Source organism: Staphylococcus sp. HMSC059F04 (assembly GCF_001812565.1).
Lineage (GTDB): Bacteria > Bacillota > Bacilli > Staphylococcales > Staphylococcaceae > Staphylococcus > Staphylococcus lugdunensis.
In genome coordinates, this window is record NZ_KV809468.1 from 1 (window position 1) to 24540 (window position 24540).

General features: G+C 34.3%; 24 protein-coding genes and 1 riboswitch. Of the genes, 6 read left to right on the top strand and 18 right to left on the bottom strand.

The annotated features are described in order from the left end of the window. Positions 1-75: 75 nt before the first annotated feature. On the bottom strand, positions 76-735 hold the full coding sequence (locus tag HMPREF2864_RS04930) for a potassium channel family protein (protein WP_002459431.1): 660 nt from the start codon (positions 733-735) through the stop codon (positions 76-78). A 68-nt stretch (positions 736-803) separates the two neighbouring features. After that, a complete protein-coding gene (locus tag HMPREF2864_RS04935) occupies positions 804-1820 on the bottom strand; it encodes a cytochrome d ubiquinol oxidase subunit II (protein WP_002478370.1) in 1017 nt (338 codons plus the stop codon). A 310-nt stretch (positions 1821-2130) separates the two neighbouring features. Between HMPREF2864_RS04935 and HMPREF2864_RS04940 the strand changes: the two genes are divergently transcribed. Further along, on the top strand, positions 2131-2364 hold the full coding sequence (locus tag HMPREF2864_RS04940; RefSeq protein ID WP_002459433.1) for a glutaredoxin family protein: 234 nt from the start codon (positions 2131-2133) through the stop codon (positions 2362-2364). 95 nt (positions 2365-2459) lie between these two features. On the opposite strand, the gene ptsP is transcribed toward HMPREF2864_RS04940, so the two are convergent. The 5 genes from ptsP to auxA form a co-directional block, all read right to left on the bottom strand. Next, positions 2460-4175 (bottom strand): phosphoenolpyruvate--protein phosphotransferase, encoded by a 1716-nt coding sequence (gene ptsP / locus HMPREF2864_RS04945; protein WP_002478372.1) that lies wholly within the window; start codon positions 4173-4175, stop codon positions 2460-2462. 2 nt (positions 4176-4177) lie between these two features. Next, entirely contained in the window at positions 4178-4444 is a 267-nt protein-coding gene (locus tag HMPREF2864_RS04950) for a phosphocarrier protein HPr (RefSeq protein ID WP_002459436.1), read from the bottom strand. 151 nt (positions 4445-4595) lie between these two features. Next, on the bottom strand, positions 4596-5138 hold the full coding sequence (locus HMPREF2864_RS04955) for a hypothetical protein (RefSeq protein ID WP_002478373.1): 543 nt from the start codon (positions 5136-5138) through the stop codon (positions 4596-4598). Between the two features lie 54 nt (positions 5139-5192). Next, complete coding sequence (locus HMPREF2864_RS04960; RefSeq protein WP_070544884.1) at positions 5193-6365, bottom strand: class I SAM-dependent rRNA methyltransferase; 1173 nt, start codon at positions 6363-6365, stop codon at positions 5193-5195. 703 nt (positions 6366-7068) lie between these two features. Then, positions 7069-8361 (bottom strand): lipoteichoic acid stability factor AuxA, encoded by a 1293-nt coding sequence (auxA, locus tag HMPREF2864_RS04965; protein WP_002459439.1) that lies wholly within the window; start codon positions 8359-8361, stop codon positions 7069-7071. Positions 8362-8506: 145 nt separating this feature from the next. Between auxA and graF the strand changes: the two genes are divergently transcribed. The 4 genes from graF (at position 8507) to HMPREF2864_RS04980 (ending at position 11860) form a co-directional block, all read left to right on the top strand. Then, positions 8507-8641: a glycopeptide resistance-associated protein GraF gene (gene graF, locus HMPREF2864_RS12220; protein WP_002459440.1), complete on the top strand. Its 135-nt coding sequence runs from the start codon at positions 8507-8509 to the stop codon at positions 8639-8641. A 246-nt stretch (positions 8642-8887) separates the two neighbouring features. Beyond that, a riboswitch (TPP riboswitch) is annotated at positions 8888-8987 on the top strand. Positions 8988-9066: 79 nt separating this feature from the next. After that, entirely contained in the window at positions 9067-9642 is a 576-nt protein-coding gene (locus HMPREF2864_RS04970; protein WP_002459441.1) for an ECF transporter S component, read from the top strand. A gap of 12 nt (positions 9643-9654) precedes the next feature. Further along, positions 9655-11058 carry an ABC transporter ATP-binding protein gene (locus HMPREF2864_RS04975; RefSeq protein ID WP_002459442.1) on the top strand — a complete coding sequence of 468 codons (1404 nt, stop codon included), beginning with the start codon at positions 9655-9657 and terminating at the stop codon, positions 11056-11058. After that, a complete protein-coding gene (locus tag HMPREF2864_RS04980; RefSeq protein ID WP_002459443.1) occupies positions 11051-11860 on the top strand; it encodes an energy-coupling factor transporter transmembrane component T family protein in 810 nt (269 codons plus the stop codon). The genes HMPREF2864_RS04975 and HMPREF2864_RS04980 overlap by 8 nt, the downstream gene beginning before the upstream one ends. A gap of 313 nt (positions 11861-12173) precedes the next feature. On the opposite strand, the gene purD is transcribed toward HMPREF2864_RS04980, so the two are convergent. The 11 genes from purD to purE are packed head-to-tail and all read right to left on the bottom strand — an operon-like array spanning position 12174 to position 23407. Further along, on the bottom strand, positions 12174-13421 hold the full coding sequence (purD, locus tag HMPREF2864_RS04985) for a phosphoribosylamine--glycine ligase (protein ID WP_002459444.1): 1248 nt from the start codon (positions 13419-13421) through the stop codon (positions 12174-12176). Between the two features lie 22 nt (positions 13422-13443). Beyond that, positions 13444-14922: a bifunctional phosphoribosylaminoimidazolecarboxamide formyltransferase/IMP cyclohydrolase gene (gene purH, locus HMPREF2864_RS04990; protein ID WP_070544885.1), complete on the bottom strand. Its 1479-nt coding sequence runs from the start codon at positions 14920-14922 to the stop codon at positions 13444-13446. A 15-nt stretch (positions 14923-14937) separates the two neighbouring features. Then, positions 14938-15504 carry a phosphoribosylglycinamide formyltransferase gene (gene purN, locus HMPREF2864_RS04995; protein WP_037545988.1) on the bottom strand — a complete coding sequence of 189 codons (567 nt, stop codon included), beginning with the start codon at positions 15502-15504 and terminating at the stop codon, positions 14938-14940. Further along, the gene (purM, locus tag HMPREF2864_RS05000; protein WP_002478378.1) at positions 15504-16535 is read right to left on the bottom strand and encodes a phosphoribosylformylglycinamidine cyclo-ligase; all 1032 of its coding nucleotides are present in this window, start codon (positions 16533-16535) and stop codon (positions 15504-15506) included. The genes purN and purM overlap by 1 nt, the downstream gene beginning before the upstream one ends. Then, on the bottom strand, positions 16528-18012 hold the full coding sequence (purF, locus tag HMPREF2864_RS05005; RefSeq protein WP_002459448.1) for an amidophosphoribosyltransferase: 1485 nt from the start codon (positions 18010-18012) through the stop codon (positions 16528-16530). The genes purM and purF overlap by 8 nt, the downstream gene beginning before the upstream one ends. Beyond that, positions 17991-20180: a phosphoribosylformylglycinamidine synthase subunit PurL gene (purL, locus tag HMPREF2864_RS05010; protein WP_070544886.1), complete on the bottom strand. Its 2190-nt coding sequence runs from the start codon at positions 20178-20180 to the stop codon at positions 17991-17993. Before purL ends, purF begins: the two co-directional genes overlap by 22 nt. Then, positions 20173-20844, bottom strand: a complete 672-nt coding sequence (gene purQ / locus HMPREF2864_RS05015) for a phosphoribosylformylglycinamidine synthase I (RefSeq protein ID WP_002478380.1) — start codon at positions 20842-20844, stop codon at positions 20173-20175. Before purQ ends, purL begins: the two co-directional genes overlap by 8 nt. A 1-nt stretch (position 20845) precedes the next feature. Then, on the bottom strand, positions 20846-21106 hold the full coding sequence (purS, locus tag HMPREF2864_RS05020; protein ID WP_002459451.1) for a phosphoribosylformylglycinamidine synthase subunit PurS: 261 nt from the start codon (positions 21104-21106) through the stop codon (positions 20846-20848). Beyond that, a complete protein-coding gene (gene purC / locus HMPREF2864_RS05025; RefSeq protein ID WP_070544887.1) occupies positions 21106-21810 on the bottom strand; it encodes a phosphoribosylaminoimidazolesuccinocarboxamide synthase in 705 nt (234 codons plus the stop codon). Before purC ends, purS begins: the two co-directional genes overlap by 1 nt. Further along, positions 21811-22938, bottom strand: coding sequence for a 5-(carboxyamino)imidazole ribonucleotide synthase (gene purK / locus HMPREF2864_RS05030; RefSeq protein ID WP_070544888.1), 1128 nt, complete (start codon positions 22936-22938; stop codon positions 21811-21813). Continuing rightward, positions 22925-23407: a 5-(carboxyamino)imidazole ribonucleotide mutase gene (gene purE, locus HMPREF2864_RS05035; protein ID WP_002478383.1), complete on the bottom strand. Its 483-nt coding sequence runs from the start codon at positions 23405-23407 to the stop codon at positions 22925-22927. Before purE ends, purK begins: the two co-directional genes overlap by 14 nt. 210 nt (positions 23408-23617) lie before the next feature. On the opposite strand from purE, the gene folD reads away from it, so the two are divergent. Beyond that, positions 23618-24475: a bifunctional methylenetetrahydrofolate dehydrogenase/methenyltetrahydrofolate cyclohydrolase FolD gene (gene folD / locus HMPREF2864_RS05040; RefSeq protein ID WP_002459455.1), complete on the top strand. Its 858-nt coding sequence runs from the start codon at positions 23618-23620 to the stop codon at positions 24473-24475. The last annotated feature ends 65 nt before the right edge of the window (positions 24476-24540 follow it).

The window sequence follows — 24540 nt, forward strand, 5'->3', positions numbered from 1 at the left end:
AATTCAATTCATCTGAGCGCTATTTTTCTGAGATTTATATCCCAGCCTCTTTTTATGTTTAAAATAGATTATTTCTTAGCGAACAATTTTCTTTTCAAAGCGATTTAAATCATTATCATGTCCAATCATGATTAAAATATCGCCAATTTCAATATTGATATTTGGGTCTGGTGATACAATAATTTCTTTACCCCGCTTTATTGCAATGATATTGATTCCATATTGAGCTCGAATATCTAAATTGACAATGGACTGTCCAGCCATCTTTTCACTCGCCTTAAGTTCAACTAGTGAATGTTCATCAGATAATTCTAAATAATCAAGCACACTGGCACTTGCTACATTATGTGCAATACGTCGTCCCATATCCCGTTCTGGATGTACTACCGTATCTGCCCCAATTTTATTTAATATTTTAGCATGATAATCATTTTGGGCTTTAGCCGTTACTTTCTTAACACCTAGTTCCTTTAATATCAACGTTGTTAAGGTACTAGATTGAATATTTTCCCCTATGGCTACGATGACATGATCAAAGTTTCGAATACCTAAACTTTTCATTACTGCTTCATCCGTAGTGTCAGCAATGACCGCATGTGTTGCAATATCACTATATTCATTAACTCTAGCTTCATCGTGGTCAATCGCCATAACATCCATATCAAGTGCATTTAGTTCTCTAACAATACTTCCCCCAAAACGTCCTAATCCAATCACAACGTACTCTTTATCCATAGTAAGTATACTCCTATCATGATAGAAATGAGGATAGGTATAATAAGAACCCAATCCTCACTCAATCTTTATTTCTGATTTTTGACAATCCCTTTATTGTCTGTTGCTAATCTCAATAATAATATTAACGATGGAATAAGTAAAAGTAAACCTAAAATAATAACAATCATAAGTGTTAATCCTGTAGCAACACTAACTGTAGTATCTGTTATTTTAACAAATGGATATACAATATAAGGTAATTTACTCAACCCGTAACCGAAAAAAGCAAAAAATAGTTGTAATATCATCATAAGCATTGCGATTCCATGGTATTTTTTTAACAAAGCTAGAGACATCGCAATGATAAAACATAGTAAACTTAAAGTAAACATCCACCAATAATTATATATCGCATTGGTAAAATGATTCGCATTTTGAATTCGTAATGATAGAAAAACAAATAATGAGACCATAATCATTGGCATACTCCAAAGCAACAGCCACTTTCTTACAGTTAAATATACGTGTGTATCTTTTAATTTTGCTGCAGAATATGTTAAAAAACCTGCTGAAATATACAACACTGTTATCACGGCTAAAAAGACTACTGACCAAGCAAACGGGCTAATGGCCAGTTGCACCCAATTCAAATCAAGGTGTGCGCCATCTTCTATAATATAACCGCCTTCTGATATAGTGAGAACAGATGCTAATGCAGCCGGAATTCCTAATCCAGACAAACAATATATCAACAGCCATGGTAGACTTATGTCAGCTCTTTTATTGATAAAAATATAACTGCAACCTCTGATGATTATACAGATAAGTGCTATTGAACCAGGAATTAAAATCATTGTATTCAAATAGTGAATTGCTGATGGAAATAAAGCAATCATACCTACATAACAAAACACGCAACATATATTAATTAAGCCCCAAATGGGATTTATCATATATTTATAAAGTACTTTTACCTTCTTCTCTTCACCAGACATGTGCATATAAAAAGCAAAGCACCCTGTTCCAAAATAAATACCCGCAGCAATGACATAAAAAAATAAACAAATCCAAAGCACCAGCATACTTATCCCAGTGTATGCCATTACTGCTCACCTCTTTCCATTAGAACAGAATTAAATACATCATATGTAAAACTACAAGGACACTTACATGCCACTATAGTGTTTAATTCATTGTTATATGGTGCTAATAATACATATCTCTTTTTAACTAAATTCATGCTTAATATCACCCTCACGTTGATTTCATAGTATAAACAATTAAATATATAGTATATAAATATATGCACTATAAAAAAATCATTTTGTCCTATTTTCACATATTGTTCATAAGTTGATTTTTGAGCGTTATTTTTATATAGTAAATCCAGTATAAAAATGGAAGGATAACTTTATGGCACACATTACACTTTATACACAAGACGATTGTCCACCTTGTTCCTTTATTAAGAATTATTTACATGAACATCAAATTCCTTTTGAAGAAAAACATATAAAGCATCAAGCTTATCGTGTGGAAATGTTAGAGTATGATGCGTTTGCAACACCGTTTATATTGCTTAATGACGAACCAATGTATACTGTAGATATTGATAAAATTAATCACGCATTCAACATAACAGTATAATCAGTTAGACACTGACTATTGTTTTTATTTATAAAAAGAAGAACCTTACTGACAATAATTGCCAATAAGGTTCTTCTTTATTGTGAAATTAAATTTTATCGAGCTATATTGTGAACTAATTCTTTTACTTGTTCTTGTGTTGAACAATTAATCGCTCTATTAGCTAATTCCGTCATTTCATTTTTACTTAATCCATTAATTTGACGTCTTGCTTTTAAGATAGATGTTGCACTCATAGAGAATTCATCTAAACCTAAACCAAGTAATAATGGAATTGCTGTTTCATCGCCAGCCATCTCGCCACACATACCAGTCCATTTACCTTCTTTATGAGAAGCTTCAATCACTTGTTTCACTAGACGTAAAATAGCTGGATTATATGGTTGATAAAGGTATGATACACGTTCTGACATGCGGTCAGCAGCCATTGTGTATTGAATCAAATCATTAGTACCGATACTGAAGAAATCAACTTCTTTAGCAAAGATATCAGCTAATGCAGCTGTTGATGGGATTTCTACCATTATTCCGAGCTCGATATCATCTGACACGTCATGTCCTTCATTTTTTAGATTTTCTTTTTCTTCTAAAAGAAGCGCTTTGGCATCTCTAAACTCATTAATAGTAGCAACCATTGGGAACATAATATTTAATTTTCCATATGCTGAAGCACGTAAAAGAGCGCGCAACTGTGGTCTGAAAATATCAGGTTGATCTAAGCACAATCGAATCGCACGGTAACCTAAGAATGGGTTCATTTCTTTAGGCAAATTAAGATAAGGTAGTTCTTTATCTCCACCAATATCTAATGTACGGACTACGACGCGTTTATCTTTCATCGTTTCAAGCACTTTTTTATATGCTTCAAATTGCTCATCTTCAGTTGGCATTTGATCTCTGCCCATATATAAAAATTCTGTTCTATATAAGCCAATGCCTTCAGCACCGTTTTCAATAACGCCATACAAGTCATCTGGCGTACCGATATTCGCTGCAAGTTCAGCATGAATACCATCTAAAGAAACCGTTTCAGCATCACGTAGTTTTTGAAGTTCTTTTTTATCTTCAAAGAAACGTTCACGTTTATGTTGATATGCGATCAGTTCATCTTCAGTTGGATCAATAATAACATCACCAGTTATACCATCAACAATAATCATATCTCCTTGTTTAACTTGGTGTGTGATTGATTTTGTACCAACGACAGCAGGGATTTCAAGTGAACGACTCATAATTGCTGAATGACTTGTTCTACCGCCAATGTTTGTCACAAATCCTTGAACAAAGTCTTTATTTAATTGTGCAGTATCTGAAGGTGTTAAGTCATTCCCCACAATAACGACACTTTCATCAATAATACTTGGGTTAGGTAATTCCACGCCTAGAATATGTGCAAGTAAGCGTTTAGATACGTCTCTAATATCTGCAGCACGCTCTTTCATATATTCATTATCCATTGATTCAAAAATCGTAATGAATTGTGATGTCACTTCATTTAATGCTTGAGGTGCATTCACTTTCTCATTAGAGATTTTATCTTCAATTGGTTGAATTAATTCAGGATCATCTAGGACTAATAAATGCGCATCAAAAATAGCTGCTTTGTCAGCACCTAATTGTTTTTCTGCATTATTTCTAATTTTAGTCAATTCAATTTTAGATGCTTCTACAGCATTTTTAAATTTATTGATTTCAGCATCTATATCAGTGATTTTTTCATTGGTGAATGATAAATCTGGTTCAACAAGTAAATATGCTTTTGCAATAGCAACCCCATCTGAAGCTGCAATGCCGTTGATTAAGTTAGACATAATTATTCAGTTAAACCTTCTTTAGATAAGACATCACTGATTGATTGAATTGCATCCGCTTCATCGCTACCATCTGCATAAATAGTGATTTCTGCGTCTTTACCTACACCTAAGCTCATTACACCCATGATTGATTTTAAGTTAACTTTTTTACCGTTATATTCTAATTGAATATCTGAATCAAATTTAGAAGCAGTCTGAACTAACATTGTAGCTGGACGTGCATGAATTCCTGTTTCATCAATAATTACATATGATTTTTGTTCCATAGTAAAAGTCTCCTTCTTACAGTTAGAAAATTCATTTTTCAGTCATCTAACGTATTTTTATACAATAACACTACCAAATTATATTAATAAATTCAATTCGTATATAGTGAGATATTGTTGTATATGTTGATTATACTACATAAAGTTACATTTAAATAATATCCTTGATTACTTTTTCACATTTTTCAATATGATCTTGTCCCAATTTGTTCATAAAATAATAACTAATAGATGCTGAAATTGCTTGACCTACTAATGGAAACCATCGCGTTTGTTTGGCAGCTGCTCGCTTAGCCATGTCCTTAATAACAATTTTAAGCACAGCACTTGATACTTTTTTGCCGATGAATTGACTACCTTGAATAGCAGCCGCAGCAAAAATACGTTCTCTTAAATCATCTCCAAGTGTGTTTACTTGTTTATGATCTAATCCATAAAGTTTGTTTACATCTTCAATAATATCGCGCATCAATTTAATATCTACACCAAAGTCCAATCCAGGAATAGGTACAACAGAAGCCGTTGAAGACATCAAAGATTTTCTTTTAACGATTGCCTCTGCCCTTTCACGACATCTAGCTAACTCATCCTGTGTCGTTGGCATGGCATTTTTTTCTTTAATATCCTCTATTTTAAATACTTTTTGACCTACTTTAGTCGTTATTCGATTACTTAAATTTTGTCTAATCCCCATGAAATATCACCTTTCATTTTGTGTCATGACGGTATTATACCCACTTCACTAAATTTAATTCTTGATTTGAATAAAAACTGCTTTCAAATATTTAGACGGTTTATAATGCGGATGCGTTTTAAAGTCCTTCGGCAAACCCATGACTTCTTTAATTTCATAATCCACATTCGCCTGTTCTAAAGTCGATTTAATAACAGATTTAAATACTTTTAATGAGAAGATACTTGAGTTTGTGCATAATAACAATACACCATTTGGCGCTAGAACGCTTAATGCACCATTTATGAGCTCATCATAATTTTTTTGTACGGAAAAAGTTTTCTTTTTATTACGTGCAAAACTTGGCGGATCAATCACAATCGTATCATAAAAGCGATTGTGTCTATGCGCATATTTATAAAAATCAAATGTATCCATTACATAAATGAATTGTGTCTTAGGATCTATGCCGTTAAGACCAAAATTTTCTTCCGTTAAAACTCTAGAACGATTAGCCAAATCAACACTTGTCGTTGATTGTGCATGATTAGCTGCAATAACTGAAAAAGCTCCTGTATAGCTGAATAAATTAAGGACATTTTTTTGTTCAGCATATTGATCACGTAACTTTTTACGCACTTCTTTTTGGTCTAAAAATATTCCTGTCATTAATCCATCATTTAAATCAACATTGTAAAATGTAAAATTCTCTTCAATAACTATCGGAAATTGTGGTGCTTCTCCTTTGATGAAACCACCTGAATAATCAGCATCTTTAAATCTCATTTTTTCGTAAATAGATTTGTAAGGAATAACTGTTTCTATCGCTTGCAAAATTTCAAATTTAAATTTGTAGATACCTTTTGAATACCATTGAACAAGTAAATGACCGTTATAATTATCAATCGTTAAACCGCCAATTCCATCTCCTTCAGCATTAAACAAGCGAAATGCATTTGTACCATCAATATGAAAATAGTAGTCACGTTCAGCTAAAGCATCTGTGAATAATTGTGTGAAAAATGAAGTAGTAATCTCTTCACTTGGATTATAACTTAACACCCATCCTAATCCTTTATGTTGCCGTCCTACATATGCTGTGGCAATATAACGACCTTGATCAGTTGTTAACTGAAATAAATCGCCCTCTTTTAAATGATCCTGGCGATAAATATCTTCTTCATCTACTAAAGGATAATGATTTAAATATTTTTGTTCTTTCCCTTTATTTATAATAGCTGTCTTCATAAACGTTCTCTGCCTTCCTTTATTAAAATATGTTAGGCTTTCTCACTGTTTCTTTTATATTAACAAATTTATAGATATCATCATAAAAAAGAGATTGGCCTGTAAATCGTTTCTAATCAAAGAAAAATGGCAATTTCCATCCGAATCGTGGCAAAACTACCATTTTTATAATTGATACATTATATTTTAGTTTGTAAAGCGTTTATTCTTAATTATATTTAGCAATCATATATTAAATTATACGTGAGTGTGTTATGTTTTAAAACTATTCTGGAGCAAGACAGCATTCATAATGAAATTTTAGTTCCACCCCGGCAAAATTGCGTAGGATTGAAAAAAGCCTGGTATAAGCGTATTTTCAATCTGGTCAACTACTGCCAATATAGCGTTCATAACCTATAACATCAATGATATCCTAGACTCATTGATGACAAGGTTCTTGAAAGAATAAGCCAAGTTAAAAACTAGGATCCTATCAAAAAATTTCAAGCACTACCAGCTTGTGTAGACTCAAGCTGTACCTTAGAAAAATGGAGAAAATGGAGAAATATGATATTTAACATAAACTAAGCTCTAAGACAATTCTTCAATTTTGAAATCATCTTAGAGCTATGCCTTTGTATTTAAATACTGACCTTTATTATTTTAGCATTCATATTCCAGCCACTATCATAACGACATTCGTTGGTCGATCATATATCATTTATGGCTCATCTCTAACTTGTAAACTAAATGCTACAATAACTGCTATCAACATAATGATTAATGTTGGCGTAATAAATACGGATAATAGTAATCCATGAATCATGATGTTGATAAATTCTGTAAGTAATTTAAAGAACAGAATACTAATCATAAACAATTGCAAATAATAAAATTTACCGCGTAAATAGTGTGTCAACGTCGTTGCAATATACACAATAATAATAAATATTAGTATAAGCAATGTAACCCATTCAATGACATACTGTGTTTGAGATATTTTCCACTCACCAGAAACAAAAAGCGAATTTCTATTGTTAAATTCAATAAAGGTAAATAAGAAAATAATAATACCACAAAAGATTTCTACAAATACTGGCTTTACCCATTTTGGCTTACGCATCCAATTTGGAATATCATCTTCTTCAATATTAATGATATTTTTAACTTTGTTTTTGAATTTGTCTCTTTTCTTTCTAATTTTATCTAAATCGACACTTCTTCTAGTCTTACGTGCATATTCTGTTGTCTTATCTTGAAGTTGCTTTAAGTGAACTTTCGTTTGATTTGAAACATTGCCTTTTGATGTTCTAGATAAATCATATTCTTCACCTAACTCTTCTTTTGTTAATGGTAGCGCACGTCTTAAGAATAAAAAGTTCCAAATAGACATTTGCCCTAACAACCACATAATAATGAAGAAAGTATTTACACTTAAAATATCAATAGGTGCAATTTCATTAGCATCTACTTTGCCGTATAAAGAAATTTGTGTAATAAGGTAACTGATACCATATGACAGTATAATCCACAAATAATGATTCTTTCTATTGTTTGGATTTAATTCATCTTTATATACAATATAACCAATATGAATGACAAATGGGAAAATAAAAATAATTGCCCAAAAACCATAAACTTGCGTCATTAATAAAATCGTAATGATAAAGAAAACGATTCCGAATATTAAATAAAAAATTGAAATATCATAATCATACTTCGTTGTTCTAAATAATGTGTAGCCAATAAAGATGACTAAGACACCAAAAAGGATAATGATTATAGCACTTATAATAGGAAAAGCGCCTATAAACCTACTCATCACTCTAATAATTTCACTAAAAAATGCATTCAGGAAGTCCCATACCGAAAAAATCTTTAAATCAACTTTTTCCTTTTGATTAAGCTCTTTAATTAAAGGCAAGTTAATCAAAACAATGAGACCTGTGAAAAGTGAAACGAAACCGATGATATAACTGAAAATAATCTCGGTGTGTTTCTTAAGAAAAGACATACTGTTCACCTCAAAAGTTATTATATATGAAGAAGCCCGACTTGTCTTTAATATTTCATTAAATACGACTATAGACTTAGCAAAAGTTTAACAATAAATGGTCAGGGTATACAACAAATATAATTACTATTAAGGAGTGTTATTTATGTCAAATGAAGAATTAAATAAAAAATCCGCAGAAAAAGCTAAAGAAGCTGAAGAAAAGCTTAAAAAGGAAAAAGAAAGTACAGAAGATAGCATAGAACAAACTAAAAAAGATGTTCAAGACACATTAGACTAAACGTAATATAATTTATTTCGCAGTGCACACTGCTTCTTATATTAAATATGTTAAGTTAAATCTATGGGAGCGGGACAGAATTCATAATAACTTCTGTCTCGCTCCCAAATTTTCATTGTTAATCATTAATGATAGATGTGAAAGTGTATGTAAGATGCTTTTTTATTTCTTAACCACTTTTATTATAATTTATTAAAATTGCCTTGACATCAAGTACCAAAAAGCATACATTTAAATTAAATTACATAAACGCACTAGGGGTGTTTAAACTGAGATGAAGCCTTGCTTCAAACCCTTCGAACCTGATCTAGCTTGTACTAGCGTAGGAAAGTGACGATAAATTGCAATGCTTATCGTTTAAGCATTTATTTTTTAACGCACATCTTTCTACGTGAAGGTTGTGCGTTTTTTAGGAGGCAATTTTTATGTCAAAAGGTTTAAAATTATCTGAAATACTAGTTACAGTGTTAATCGCTGTTATTTTTGCCATCATTTATAACTTGTGGTGGTTTCCATATGAATTTGCAAAAGTTGCTGGTTTACACCTTGAACAACTGACTTATGGTGTATGGTTTATGGCCGCAATCGTGGCATACTTAATCATACCTAAACCAGGAATTGCAATCATCGCTGAATTTGCAGCTGGTGCTGGGGAAACAATTGTTATGGGTAAATTTGATATTCCTACTATTATTTATGCCATACTGCAAGGTGTTGCATGTGAAATTATTTTTGCTATCTTTAAATATCAATCTCGTAGCGCTGTAGTAGCTATGTTAGCCGGGTTACTTACTGCACTTATTTCATTCCCAGTTGATTACTTTTATGGCTATTTAAATGAAGTTGCTGGTTGGAACTTACTTCTATTTATCGTTTTCCGCGCCATTAGTGGTATCATCCTTGCTGGTTTATTATCTTACATCGTCGTCAAAGCGCTGGATCAAACCGGTGTTACAAAATTATTCCGCCCAGCATCTAAACAAGATTATGACAACCTATAAGGGGACATTGACGTGTTAAAAGTTACAAATTTACGTTTGAAATATCCAAACGGAGAACGCAAAATTTTTGATCACCTTAATATTGAAATTAAAGACAAAGAAAAAGTGCTTTTACTAGGTCCATCTGGATCTGGTAAAAGCACCTTGCTTAATGTATTAAGTGGTATCGTACCCAATTTGATTGATTTGCCAATGAAATATGATGAGCTTGAAATCGACCCTCATAGTGGTGTGATTTTTCAAGACCCTGATACACAATTTTGTATGCCTAAAGTTTATGAAGAACTAGCGTTTGTTTTAGAAAATAAGCAAGTACCACAACATGAGATGAATGCTCAAATTGAAGCTGCTTTGAACTCTGTAGACTTGAAAGTAACAGATCAAACATTTGTCAATCACTTAAGTGGCGGTATGAAACAAAAGCTTGCGATCGTAGAAACAATCCTTCAAGATGCAAGTACACTATTTTTAGACGAACCAACTGCGATGCTCGATGTCGAAGCAACTGCAGAACTATGGAATAAACTTATTGAACTATGGGCAGATCAAACTGTACTTATTGTCGAACATAAAGTTGAACATATTTGGAATCATGTCGATAGAGTAATACTTATGGATTATGAGGGACATATTATTGCAGATAACACTCCGGACTATGTATTAACACATTGTGAGGATTTATTAACTGAATTTGGCGTGTGGCATCCAAAAGCCTGGGAACATGCACCAACTCGACAACTGATATCAACAGAAAAATCTGAGCCACGCTTTAATTACAAAAATGGAGAAATTATTCGAGGAAAGAAAACATTAATTCAAATCCCTGAAATATCTATTGGTACAGGCGAATGGATAACGATAACTGGGAAAAACGGCACAGGTAAAACCTCATTAATAGAATCGATTCTTCAATTAATAAAATATAAAGGCCAAATGTATTATAATGGCACAGTCATTAGTAAGATTAAACAAGCTGCTCAACATATGTATCTGGTATACCAAAATCCTGAATTACAATTTATTACCAATTCTGTTTATGATGAGATACATATTCATTATAATCACCAAGATCCACAAGTTGCAGATGATAGAACAAATGAACTACTTACATTGTTACATTTAGACGCTGTCAAACAGCAACACCCTTTCGAACTTTCCATGGGCCAAAAACGACGTTTAAGTGTAGCAACTGCATTAAGTTCTAAAGCGGATATCATTTTATTAGATGAGCCGACATTTGGATTGGATAGTCATAATACTTTCCAACTAATTGAACGCTTCCAGCAACGCGTGAAGCGTGGGCAAACGATCGTTATGGTTACACATGACCCAGAAATCATCAAACGTTATCCTACACGTCGTTTACATGTGGAAAATGGACAACTTCTTGAAATGGCAGGTGTTACACATGTTTGAACGATGGAAAAAACGCTATACCTTCATGGATGATGTGAATATTATCACTAAATTACTTTTAGGTATTACCCTGTTTTTCTTTGTTATTTTTATTCACAATTTTGATTACATGCTTTATATTTCAGCATTAATGTTCATCTTTTTAATGCTTTTTAATGGTACTGAGTTGAAAATTACACTTGCTTTCTTATTTGCTACAATCTTATTTGCACTCACGTCATCATTATTTATGATTTTATATGGCAATGGCGAACATTTTATTTTTAAACTAGGAATTATTCAAATAAGTACAGAAAGTATTGTCAGAGGACTTCATATTTCATTGCGTACTATTACAGTTTCAATGTTTGGTATTCTTATTGCACTAACCTCTCAAATCGTCATGATTTTTTACAGTTTAATGCAACATTTAAAAATAAAACCGAAAATCGCTTATGCGTTTATGGCAGCTATTCGTATGGTACCTCTGATTATCTCATCACTTATTCAATTACGCCGTTCGTTAAAGATGCGTTATCAAATGATAGATAAGTCGAACTATAAAGGTTTAAAGCGCTTTAAGCATTTATTAATTCCGATACTCAGTCAAAACATCCGTCGTGCCCATCAACTTTCAGTAGCTATGGAAACGAAAGGATTTAAAGATGGTCCCAGAACATATTACTACAATGCACCATTTTCCTATAAGGATGTCTTATTAGTGCTTTGTTTTGTAGGTATTATCCTATTATCATTTTATTTATCAGCACACTTCCCTATTACAGGCATTCAAGATGCTCGCGTATCCGGGAAGCTTAGCTAAATATTGTTTGAGCGCTGGGACACAAATCCCAAAATAATAGCACAAAGATGGTTTGACATAAATCATCTTTGTGCTTCTTTATATTCAAAACGCCATATTATACGATTTCGCATTCCTAGAGTGCTGTCTCAAACTGTTTATTTTATGAGGGAGCGGAACAGCATTCATTATGAATTCTAGTCCTGCCTCGGCAAGGTTGACTAGGATTGAAACAAGCTTGGTATCAGCGTATTTTCAGTCAACTCTTGACAAAATATATAGTTCATAGCCTAAAACATAATGATGTCCCAAACTGAATTCACATTATTAATCATTAATTTTCTTTAGCAATTGCTTTATTACCGATATCACGTCGGTAAAATAGATTGTCACTTTTTATGTGCTTGACCTTTTGGTATGCTTCATGTTGTGCCTGCTGTATTGTCTGACCTTCACCAATGGCTAAAATGACACGTCCGCCTGATGTTACGAAATTCGCTTCGTCCTTTGTTAAACCACTTACAAAATAAGAATTATCTAAAGTAAATCCAGAAACTTTGTGCCCTTTAACATAAGTACCAGGATAACCTTGTGAAGCCAACATTACTCCAACAACGAAACCTGGTTTCCATTGAAAATGAATCGGTTCCTTATTTGCTAAAGCGATAATTTGCGCCATTAAATCACTTTCTAAATGTGCAAGTAATACTTGTGCTTCAGGATCACCAAAACGCGCATTAAATTCAATCACTTTTGGACCTTCAGAAGTTAGTATTGCACCAATATAGAGTAAACCAAAGTAATGATAGCCTTCCAGTTTCATTGCTTTGGCTATAGGTTGCGCAATATCTTTGTTGGTTTGACTTAGTACCTCTTCAGAAATATGTGGTACTGGGCAATAGGCACCCATACCCCCTGTATTAGGTCCTTTATCATTATCATAAGCACGCTTATGATCTTGCGCAATGCAATCAAACGGTACAGCATAATCACCATTAATAAAGGTCATTAATGAAAATTCTTCACCTTCTAAAAACGCTTCAAAGATAACTTTACCTTGCGCTTTGGGATACAGTTCTTCTACTGCTGCAATAGCATCTTTTCTAGTTTCCGCAATAATGACACCTTTACCTGCTGCTAAACCGTCTTTTTTAATGACTATCGGTAGCTCACAATCTTTTACGTAAGTTAATGCTTCACTTTTACTATTTACTTCTTTATATTCTGCTGTTGGTATATGATATTTCTCCATTAATTGCTTAGCAAATAATTTTGAACCTTCAATTTGTGCAGCATCCTGATTGGGACCAAACACCTTAAATCCATGTTGTCTTAGTAAATCTGACAAGCCATCTATCAATGGTTGTTCAGGACCTATAATGATCCATTCAATTTGATGTGCTTGAGCAAATTTTAAAATTTGCTGGTGGTCACTTTCTGCAATATCTTTATGAATATCAGCAATTTGACTCATCGCATCATTTCCAGGTATCACATCTATATGATTGACAAGTGGTGACGTATTGAGCTTTGAGACTAATGCATGCTCTCTTCCGCCTGAACCAATAACTAGAATGTTCATATATTTCTCCCTTCCTATTAGTTTAATGTCTGAAATGACGAGTTCCTGTCATTACCATCGCTATACCATATTTGTTTGCCATGTCGATAGAATCTTGGTCTTTAATTGAACCACCTGGTTGTATTATTGCTTTAATGCCATGTTGCGCTGCTAATTCTACTGTATCATCCATTGGAAAGAACCCATCTGATACCATCACTACATTATCATTGATTTCAATTGCACGTTCTAAAGCAATCTTTGCAGCACCTACACGATTCATTTGTCCAGCACCAATACCAACTGTTTGTTTGGAATTACTTAAGATGACCGCGTTACTTTTGACGGAAGGAATGACTTTCCAACCTAGCAGCATGGCATCCCATTGATCATCAGTAGGTACTGCATGCGTTACAACTTTCATATCCTCTTTTGTAATTTCATCATTATCTTTGTCTTGCACTAAGTAACCACCTGAAACAGAGACAAATTCTTCTTCACGTTTATCAATTGTCATAGCAATTTCTAATAACCGTATATTTTTCTTTTTTGTCAAAATATCTAAGGCTTCATCTGTAAATCTTGGAGCAATGACTACTTCTAAAAAGATAGCATGCAATGTCTCAGCTAATTCTGCAGTGACCGTTCTATTTAAAGCAATAATCCCTCCGAAAATGGATTGATTATCTGCATCGTAAGCATTTTTAAATGCGATTTCTATATTTTCACCAATTCCTACGCCACATGGGTTCATATGTTTAACAGCAACAGCAGCTGGCTCTTTAAATTTCTTTACTAATGATAAAGCAGAATCTGCATCTTTAATATTATTGAAACTTAATGCTTTACCATGTAACTGTTTCGCACCAGCAATGGTATGTTTACTACTTGATGTACGTACAAAACGTGCAGATTGTTGAGGATTTTCACCATATCTTAATTGTTCACTGGCTCCTTTAAAGAAACTAACAATCGCATGATCATATTCATTTGTATGAGCAAACACTTTTATCATTAATGCTTTACGAAAATTTTCGTCTAAACGATGCGCTTTAATACGCTCAATAACTTCATTGTAATCTGATGGATGAACAATCGTTGTTACATGTTTAAAGTTTTTTGCTGCGGCGCGTAACATGGTTGGCCCACCAATATCTATGTTTTCAATCGCTTCCTCTTCTGTAACATCTGGACGAGCTACGGTATTTTGAAAAGGATATAAATTAACAACAACCATATCGATTAAATCAATGTGCTGAGCTGCTAATTGTTCAAGATGTTCAGGTTTATCCCGATCGGCCAAGATACCTCCATGCACAGCAGGATGTAATGTTTTAACTCGTCCATCCATAATTTCAGGAAATTGAGTTAAATCAGAAACTGAGTTAACTTGAACGTTTGCTTCTTCTAGTACACGTTTAGTTCCACCGGTTGAATATAATTCATAGTCTAAATCACTTAATGCTTTAGCAAATTCCACAATGCCACTTTTATTTGAAACACTTAAAATTGCTTTTTTCATGATTAACTTAACTCCTTATTTAATAACCTTAGCTATAACACTAGGATAAAGTTCATATTCTAATTGTTTGACACGTTCTTCCAAATTTTCTTTGGTATCATCCGGTTTGATCTCGCATTGTTTTTGTTCAATAATTTCTCCCGTATCCATGCCACTATCGACATAATGAACTGTTGATCCTGTAACATTATCACCACTATTAAAAGCCTGACCAATAGCATCTTTCCCCTTATATTTTGGCAATAATGATGGATGAATATTTAAAATCTTACCTTCGTATGCGTCTAACAAATCAGGACCAATTAGCCTCATATAACCTGCGAGAATAATCCATTCAACTTCTTCACGCTCTAGTATACGAATCAAATGGTGTTCATAGGCAGATTTTGAGTCAAAATCTTTTGGTTCGTTGATATTAACTGCTACCTTTAACTGTTTTGCGCGTTCAATACAATACGCATCGTGATGATCAGTATAAAGTGAAGTAATTTCTATATTGTTGAGTTCTCCTTTATCCACTTTTAAAACAATATTTTCGAAATTACTGCCCGATCCAGAGGCAAAAATAGCTACCTTAGTCACTATTCTACCCCCTTGAGATAAATAGGCACATGTGCATCTTCTATAACATTGCCTATGTGATAAGCAGGGACATCGTGTTTTTTTAGGACATCTAGTGCTTTAGCAATGTCATCTTGACTAACGATGACCGTATACCCTATTCCCATATTAAAAATGTTATACATTTCATCCGTAGAAATTTGTCCTTGTTGTTGTAACCAGTCAAAAATAGGAGGTGTTGGGAATGTATTCACATCAATTTGCGCAGCTAAACCATCAGGTAACACTCTAGGAATATTTTCATAAAATCCACCACCAGTGATATGATTCATCCCCATGATTGTTACTTTATCTTTTAAATCAAGTATCGGTTTCACATAGAGTCGCGTAGGTGTTAAGAATGTATCTAAATATGTTTGACCATTGAAGTCATCGTATAAATCAATGTCAGTCTGTTTAATTAATTTACGTACTAAGCTATAACCATTTGAATGTATCCCACTAGAAGCTAAACCAATAATTGCATGACCTGCTTTTATATTTGAGCCATCAATGTATTCTGCTTTTTCAACAGCACCGACAGCAAAGCCAGCTAAGTCATACTCACCTTCATGATACATTTCTCCCATCTCCGCGGTTTCACCACCAATCAGTGCGGTATTTGTTTGTTGACATCCTTCGCTGACTCCTTTTACAATCTGCTCAATAACTTCTGGAACAACTTTATTTGCCGCAATATAATCTAAAAAATATAATGGTTCTGCTCCAGTTGTAAGAATGTCATTCACACACATGGCTACGGCATCAATTCCAATGGTGTCATGTCTGTCATGATCGATAGCTAACTTTAACTTTGTTCCTACACCGTCTGTACCTGACACAAGCATAGGCGCTGTCATCTGCAATTGTGATAAGTCAAATGTCGCACCAAAACCACCTAAGCCACCTAAGACTTCTTTTCGTAGTGTTCGCTTTACATGTGCTGACATTCTTTCTACTGCTTCATATCCTGCTTCTATATCTACTCCAGATTGTTCATAAGCTTTAGACATTTTTATTTCCCTCTCGATCATAATAGTGTTGGTGATTCTCTATATATGCTTTTTGTCGTGGGCTCAAGTGCTTAAAATAATTTTCTTCATAATCATACAAACCAGCTGGATAATCACCTGTAAAACTTTCTAAACATAGACCACTATATGGCGCATCATAGTCTAAGCCAATAGCTTCTATTAAACCATCAACGCTTAAATAGGCTAATGAGTCGGCACCTATATGGTCACAAATTTCTTCAGGTGATTTACTCGCTGAAATCAACTCAGCAGTAGTTGAAACATCAATACCATAAAAGCTTGGAAACATAAATTCTGGTGATGCGATCCTTACATGTACTTCTTTAGCACCGGAATCTTTGAGCATTTTGACTATACGTTTAATAGTTGTGCCACGTACAATTGAGTCATCGACTAAAATAATTTTTTTACCTTCTACAATGTCTTTGACAGCTGATAGTTTGACACGTACCCCTTGTTCTCTCAATTCTTGAGTTGGTTGGATGAACGTTCTAGCGACATATTGATTTTTAACTAATCCCATTTCATAAGGCAGCTGGCTTTCTTCAGCATAGCCACTAGCTGCTGATAATGATGAATTAGGTACACCAATAACCATATCTGCTTCTACAGGATTTTCTTGAGCTAATTTCTTTCCAGAAGCTTTACGAACTGCATGCACATTCTTACCAGCTATTGTAGAGTCTGGACGCGCAAAATAAATATATTCCATTGCTGAAATCGCAGTACTTGTGTGTTTTGTATATGATTTTATTTTTATACCTTCGTCATTGATAACGACATATTCTCCTGCGTGAACATCTTGGATAAATTCTCCACCTAAAACATCAATAGCGCATGTTTCACTTGCTAATATATAAGTTCCATCTTGCATTTTTCCGACCGCTAATGGTCTAATGGCATTAGGATCAACTGCACCATATAAAGCATCCTTCGTCAAAATCGTAAAGGTAAAACCACCTTTAATTTGGCGTAGACTTTCCTTTAGTGCTTCTTCAAATGTTGGTGCTTTACTTCTACGAATTAAATGCATAATCACTTCAGTATCTGAAGACGAATGAAATATTGCCCCATGCTTTTCTAAGTATTGTCGTAATGATTGTGCGTTGATCAAATTTCCGTTATGACATACTGCAACGCTCATATCATAAAAATGATAGAGAAATGGTTGAATATTCTCGATACCTTTATTGCCTGATGTTGCATAACGTACATGACCTATAGCGTTACGACCTGTTTTTAATTGTTCCATTTGCACTTCTTTGATTGCTTCAGTTAACAGCCCTACACCACGTTCACCTTTTAATGTGTTACCATCTGTGACAACAATTCCAGCGCCTTCTTGACCGCGATGTTGTAAACTATGCAATCCCATATATGTCAATTGAGCTGCCTCTGCATGGTTCCAAATTCCAAATACGCCACACTCTTCGTTTAATCCACTGTAGTTAAACATTGCGCAATAGCTCCTTCCCATTGTGCTTTTATATCAGAAGCTCTCTTAGAAATTGATGTATGAGCAGCTGCAACATTAAATTCATCCGTATCTGTAAGTTGACCTATTTCAATTGCATGCTCAATATTTAATTCTTGTCCTGCTTTAACAGCAATCACATAACGTCCTTGCGTTTCACTGAATAACTGTGCATCTGAAAGATTTACTTTAGCTTTTAATCCAAGACTATAATGCGCACTGATTCTAGCGAGAGTAATTAACAATCCACCTTTGCCAATAGTCTGTACGTGTGAAGCCACACCATTTCTAATTGCCTTTTTAACGGCTTCACCCTTTGTCACTTCATCGCTTAAATCAATCGCTTCAAATTCATGATTCACTTTGCCGTATAACAATTTTTCAATTTGACTGCCACCGAAATCATCCCTAGTATCTCCAACTAAGTACAATTTATGTCCTGCTTGAGGATGGAAATCATTTAAATATTCGATATTTTCAATTAGCCCTACCATACCAACAACTGGTGTTGGAAAAATAGATGTACCACGTGTTTCGTTATAAAGCGAAACATTACCAGATACTACTGGTGTTTTTAAAATTTCACATGCTTCTGACATCCCTTTTGTTGAATCTATTAATTGTTGATAGATTTCTTTTTTCTCAGGAGAACCATAATTTAAGCAATCTGTCATTGCAAGTGGCGTGGCACCAACAGCAATTAAATTGCGATAGGCTTCTGCCACTACCATTTTTCCACCTTCATATGGTTGATTAAAGACATAACGTGCTTCGCCATCAATGGTAGAAGCAATCGCTTTTTGGGTACCTTCAACACGAACAACTGAAGCCTGTAAACCTGGTTTAATGATTGTATTGGCACCCACTTGTTGATCATATTGTTCATATAAATAATGTTTTGATGCAATTGTTGGATGTGTGAATAACTGGTCAAATACCTCTTGAACATTGATAGAATTATAATCATTTTTAGAAGTATTATATGCCTTTTCTTCGCCTTCAAGCACATAAACAGGTGCTTCATCAGCTAGTGATTGCACTGGAATATCTGCAAATACTTCATCCTCATATTTAAGTATAAAACGGTCTGTATTTGTTACTTCACCAATAACAGCACTATCTAATTCATGTTTATCAAATAAATCTAAGAATTTTTGTTCCGTACCCTTTTCAACAACAAGTAACATTCTTTCTTGTGTTTCAGAAAGCATCATTTCATAAGGAGATATGCCAGGTTCTCTAGTCGGCACTTGGTCTAAATTTAATATTAAGCCACTGCCACCTTTAGCTGCCATTTCAGACGATGACGATGTTAATCCGGCTGCTCCCATATCTTGAATACCTACGAGCTCTTTGTATGTAATTGCTTCTAGGGTAGCTTCCATTAATTTCTTACCTACAAAAGGGTCGCCAATTTGAACTGAAGGACGTTTACTTTCACTTTCTTCCGTCAATTCTTCAGACGCAAACGTTGCACCATGAATACCATCACGACCTGTTTTCAAACCAACATATATAACTGAATTTCCTTCGCCTTTAGCCGTCCCTTTTTGAATCATATCATGGTCAATAATACCTACACACATCGCATTAACTAATGGATTGCCATCATAACGATCATCAAATTCAATTTCACCTGCAGTAGTAGGAATACCGATACAGTTACCATAGCCACCTATACCGCGAACGACCCCTTTTAGTAGTCGTTGATTTTGTTTCACTGATAATTCACCAAAACGCAAACTGTTTAATAAATTAATAGGTCGTGCACCTATTGACACAATGTCACGAATAATCCCACCTACGCCAGTTGCTGCACCTTGATATGGTTCAATTGCTGAAGGGTGATTATGTGATTCAACTTTAAAAACGACCGCTTGGTTATCACCAATATCAACTACACCAGCACCTTCACCTGGTCCCATCAATATACGCTCACCTGTAGTGGGAAATTGTTTTAAAAATGGTTTAGAATGTTTATATGAACAATGTTCACTCCACATAACAGAAAATATACCTACTTCAGTAAAGTTTGGTTCTCTACCTAGAACATCACAAACTTTAGTGTACTCAGCATCACTTAAACCCATATCTTGATATAATTTTTCAACTTTAATTTCTTCAATACTAGGTTCAATAAACTTAGACATGTTGTTCCCTCCAACTATTAACCATTGCTTCGAATAATTTTACGCCACTATCAGTACCAAGAATTGTTTCAAGTGCACGTTCTGGATGAGGCATCATACCACACACATTCCCTTCTTTATTCACGATGCCAGCAATATCTTTATATGAGCCATTAGGATTGTCTTGATACGTTAATATGATTTGGTTATTGGTTACTAATTCTTCATATATGTCATCAGTGCAATAATAGTGCCCTTCACCATGTGCTACTGGATATACTACGAGATCATTGTTTTCATATAAGTTAGTAAAAGGCGTTTGATTATTAACAATTTTTAAGGTTTCATTTCTACTAATAAATAAATGGGAATCGTTATGAAGTAAAGCTCCTGGTAATAAGCCAATTTCAGTTAAAATTTGAAAACCATTGCATACACCTAATACTGGTTTACCTTCACTTGCTAAACGTTTAACTTCATCAATTACTGGGGCTACGCTAGCCATGGCGCCTGAGCGCAAATAATCTCCAAATGAAAATCCTCCTGGTATAAGTACACCATCAAAACCTTCAAGTGATGTCTCACGATAATCTACATATTCAGCTTCAGCACCTGTTTTAATCGCCGCGTTATACATATCTCTATCACAATTAGAACCAGGGAATACGAGAACTGCAAATTTCATATCATGCATTCTCCTTTTCATCAACGATTTTATAGCTGTATTCTTCAATGACTGTATTGGCAAATAACTTTTCACTAAGCGTTGTAATGATGTTATCAACTGCTTCATCCGTAGCTTCATCAACAGACATATATAATACTTTGCCGACGCGGATATCATTGACTTGCGTATAACCTAAGTCATGTACAGCACGATTTAATGCTTGCCCTTGAGTATCTAATACTTGTGGTTGTAAAGTAATATGAAGTTCAATCGTTTTCATTATTTAACTTCCTCCAATTTATTTAAAAATGTTTGATATGTGTCAATCAGTGAGCCTGTTTCATTTCTGTATACATCTTTGTCAAAATTCGTACCTGAATCCTTGTCCCATATACGACAAGTGTCTGGTGAAATTTCATCTGCTAATAAAATTTTTCCATCTTGTGTTTTTCCAAATTCTATTTTGAAATCCACAAGCTGTAAATCCATTTCATCCATAAGTTGTATCAGTACATGATTGATATCCTTAGCCATTTGTTTTAATGTTTGTATTTCTTCATCGTTGGCAATGTTTAATAGTTTGACATGGTCATCAGTAATTAGCGGATCATTTAAGTCATCATTTTTATAAAAAAATTCAACTAGTGGTTCGTTAAATTGATATCCTTTATCTAAACCTAAGCGTTTCGTGATGGAGCCCGCTGCAACGTTACGAACAACAACTTCTAATGGAATAATCTTTACTTCTTTAACTAATTGTTCTGTCTCAGATAATTGTTTAATAAAATGATTCTCTATACCTTTATGGCTTAAATAATCAAATATAATAGATGTAATTTGATTGTTTAAGCGACCTTTGCCTTTCATGGTATCTTTTTTCGCACCATTGCCAGCCGTTACTTCATCTTTATACTCAACACGCAATTGATTTTCTACTTCAGTAGAAAATACTCTTTTTGCTTTACCTTCATATAATAATGCCATTTATAACTCTCTCCCTTCGAATTGTTTAAGCATGGTAGCTTCAGTGGCATTTACATCATCTGTTAGTATCGTCATGTGACCCATCTTGCGATCTGGTTTACGTTCAGCTTTGCCATAAATATGAACATGCCATTCTGGATGTTGACCAAAATCGTCTTCTAATAAATCTAAATCTCGACCAAGTAAATTCATCATAACGGCAGGCTTTAGCAGTTCTATAGTCTGAGGTAATGTCTGACCAGTTATCGCAAGAATATGCGTATCGAATTGAGAATAATCACATGCTTCAATAGAATAGTGACCTGAATTATGTGGCCTTGGTGCAATTTCATTAACATATAATTGATTTTGTTTATCGATAAAGAATTCCACTGTAAACGTGCCAACAAAATGTACAGTATCGATGATTTTGTTTACTTCTATTCTTGCTAGTTGTTCTTTGTCACTGCGTGCTGGAACAATTGTTTTAAATAATATTTGATTGCGATGTTCATTTTCTTGTAATGGGAAATACGTCGTTTGTTTTTGATTACCGATTGTGACAGTTAATGATACTTCGCGTTCAATGTCGAGGTATTGCTCAGCTACACATTCTTGTTGCGCAATAAGCTGTTTGGCTTCTTCTATCGCCGTATAATCTTTAACTAAAATTTGTCCTTTCCCGTCGTAACCACCAAATCGTGTTTTGATGATAAAAGGATAGCCTAACTCTTCTATGGCATTGTATAAATCATCTATATTGTTTATTGATAAAAATGGAACAATATGAGCCCCGGCTCGCTCTAATGTTTGTTTTTCGGTTAGTCGATCTTGAAGTAATTCTATTGCTTGGTAACCTTGAGGAATATTAAATTGTTCAGATAACGTCTTTAATTGTTGTGCTGAGATATTTTCAAATTCATACGTAATGACATCTGATTTTTCACCAAGTTCTTGTAAAGCTTGTGTATCATCATAGGCAGCAGTGATAAACTCATTAGCAATATGATGGCATGGGCAATCTGTATTTGGATCTAAACAAATAACTTTAAAACCCATTTTTTGAGCAGATTGGGTCATCATTTTTCCTAACTGTCCACCACCAATAATGCCTATAGTGTCGCCAAACTTTAACTTATTGAAGCTCATGCTGCATGTCCCCTACTTTCTTAACGAGTGTTTTTTCATAATTTTCTAACTTTTCAAGTACTGACTTGTGACTGATACTTAGAATTCTCGCAGCTAAAATACCCGCATTTTTAGCACCAGATTTCCCTATAGCTGTTGTAGCAACAGGAATACCTCCTGGCATTTGAACAATTGACAATAGCGAATCTAGTCCTTTTAAGCTTTTTGATTCGATTGGCACACCAATCACCGGTAAGGTTGTCATTGATGCTACCATACCCGGTAAATGCGCTGCACCACCAGCTCCCGCAATAATGATATCGTAATCATTAGCGCGCGCTTGGTTTGCGAAATCGTACATTAATTTTGGTGTACGATGTGCCGAAACAACTTTCTTATCAAACGGAATACCAAATTCTTCTAACATCGCACAACTTTCTTGCATAATCTTCCAATCTGAAGAACTACCCATAATGACTGCTACTTTCAATTTGTACACCCTTTCAAAAGTTTGAAATATAGAGACGATTAGTTGTATATTACAGATATAGCATAACAATCATTGAAGTCTTTTTCAATCAAAAATCGAACTTTAATTCGATTTTTACAATTAATTTACGTCTTTTAGCACAAAAACGGCGTGATTAATCGTTTAAAGTTAAGCTATAACTATGTTTGAGTAAACAAGGAGGAATTTTTTGTGGTTGCAAAAATTTTAGATGGGAAACAAATTGCTAAAGATTACAGACAAGGCTTGAAAGATCAAGTTGAGCAATTAAAAGAGCAAGGTTATACTCCAAAACTATCTGTGATTTTAGTAGGTAATGACGGTGCAAGCCAAAGTTATGTTAATTCAAAAAAGAAAGCTGCCGAAAAAATTGGTATGATTTCTGAAATCGTACATTTAGCTGAAGATACGTCTGAAGAAGATGTATTAAAAGAACTTGACCGTTTAAATAATGATGATTCAGTCAGTGGCATTCTTGTCCAAGTGCCGCTTCCAAAACAAGTAAGCGAACAAAAAATATTAGAAGCAATCAATCCTGATAAAGATGTTGATGGTTTCCACCCGTCAAATATAGGCAAACTATATATTGATGAACAAACTTTTGTACCTTGTACACCATTGGGCATTATGGAAATCTTAAAACATGCCGATATAGATTTAGAAGGCAAAAATGCTGTAGTGATTGGCCGCAGCCATATTGTAGGACAACCTGTATCTAAGCTATTATTACAAGCGAACGCAACAGTAACTATTCTACATTCTCGTACTAAAGATATGCATGCACACCTTAAAGAAGCAGATGTCATTGTCAGTGCAGTCGGAAAGCCAGGACTCGTCACAAAAGAAGATGTTAAAGAAGGTGCTGTCATTGTTGATGTCGGTAATACTCCTGATGAAAACGGTAAACTTAAGGGAGATGTCGACTATGAAGCTGTAAAAGAAGTTGCAGGAGCGATAACACCTGTTCCTGGAGGCGTAGGCCCATTAACAATTACAATGGTATTAAATAATACATTATTAGCCGAAAAACTTCGTCGTGGCATTCAATAATTAGTACTCAAATTATAGAAAAGGCTGGGACATAAATCTCAGAAAAATAGCACTCAGATGAATTG

Coding starts and splice junctions, on each gene's coding strand:
- HMPREF2864_RS04930 (WP_002459431.1), bottom strand. CDS start 735: ATGGATAAAGAGTACGTTGTGATTGGATTAGGACGTTTTGGGGGAAGT.
- HMPREF2864_RS04935 (WP_002478370.1), bottom strand. CDS start 1,820: ATGGCATACACTGGGATAAGTATGCTGGTGCTTTGGATTTGTTTATTT.
- HMPREF2864_RS04940 (WP_002459433.1), top strand. CDS start 2,131: ATGGCACACATTACACTTTATACACAAGACGATTGTCCACCTTGTTCC.
- ptsP (WP_002478372.1), bottom strand. CDS start 4,175: ATGTCTAACTTAATCAACGGCATTGCAGCTTCAGATGGGGTTGCTATT.
- HMPREF2864_RS04950 (WP_002459436.1), bottom strand. CDS start 4,444: ATGGAACAAAAATCATATGTAATTATTGATGAAACAGGAATTCATGCA.
- HMPREF2864_RS04955 (WP_002478373.1), bottom strand. CDS start 5,138: ATGGGGATTAGACAAAATTTAAGTAATCGAATAACGACTAAAGTAGGT.
- HMPREF2864_RS04960 (WP_070544884.1), bottom strand. CDS start 6,365: ATGAAGACAGCTATTATAAATAAAGGGAAAGAACAAAAATATTTAAAT.
- auxA (WP_002459439.1), bottom strand. CDS start 8,361: ATGTCTTTTCTTAAGAAACACACCGAGATTATTTTCAGTTATATCATC.
- graF (WP_002459440.1), top strand. CDS start 8,507: ATGTCAAATGAAGAATTAAATAAAAAATCCGCAGAAAAAGCTAAAGAA.
- HMPREF2864_RS04970 (WP_002459441.1), top strand. CDS start 9,067: ATGTCAAAAGGTTTAAAATTATCTGAAATACTAGTTACAGTGTTAATC.
- HMPREF2864_RS04980 (WP_002459443.1), top strand. CDS start 11,051: ATGTTTGAACGATGGAAAAAACGCTATACCTTCATGGATGATGTGAAT.
- purD (WP_002459444.1), bottom strand. CDS start 13,421: ATGAACATTCTAGTTATTGGTTCAGGCGGAAGAGAGCATGCATTAGTC.
- purH (WP_070544885.1), bottom strand. CDS start 14,922: ATGAAAAAAGCAATTTTAAGTGTTTCAAATAAAAGTGGCATTGTGGAA.
- purM (WP_002478378.1), bottom strand. CDS start 16,535: ATGTCTAAAGCTTATGAACAATCTGGAGTAGATATAGAAGCAGGATAT.
- purF (WP_002459448.1), bottom strand. CDS start 18,012: ATGTTTAACTACAGTGGATTAAACGAAGAGTGTGGCGTATTTGGAATT.
- purL (WP_070544886.1), bottom strand. CDS start 20,180: ATGTCTAAGTTTATTGAACCTAGTATTGAAGAAATTAAAGTTGAAAAA.
- purQ (WP_002478380.1), bottom strand. CDS start 20,844: ATGAAATTTGCAGTTCTCGTATTCCCTGGTTCTAATTGTGATAGAGAT.
- purS (WP_002459451.1), bottom strand. CDS start 21,106: ATGAAAACGATTGAACTTCATATTACTTTACAACCACAAGTATTAGAT.
- purC (WP_070544887.1), bottom strand. CDS start 21,810: ATGGCATTATTATATGAAGGTAAAGCAAAAAGAGTATTTTCTACTGAA.
- purK (WP_070544888.1), bottom strand. CDS start 22,938: ATGAGCTTCAATAAGTTAAAGTTTGGCGACACTATAGGCATTATTGGT.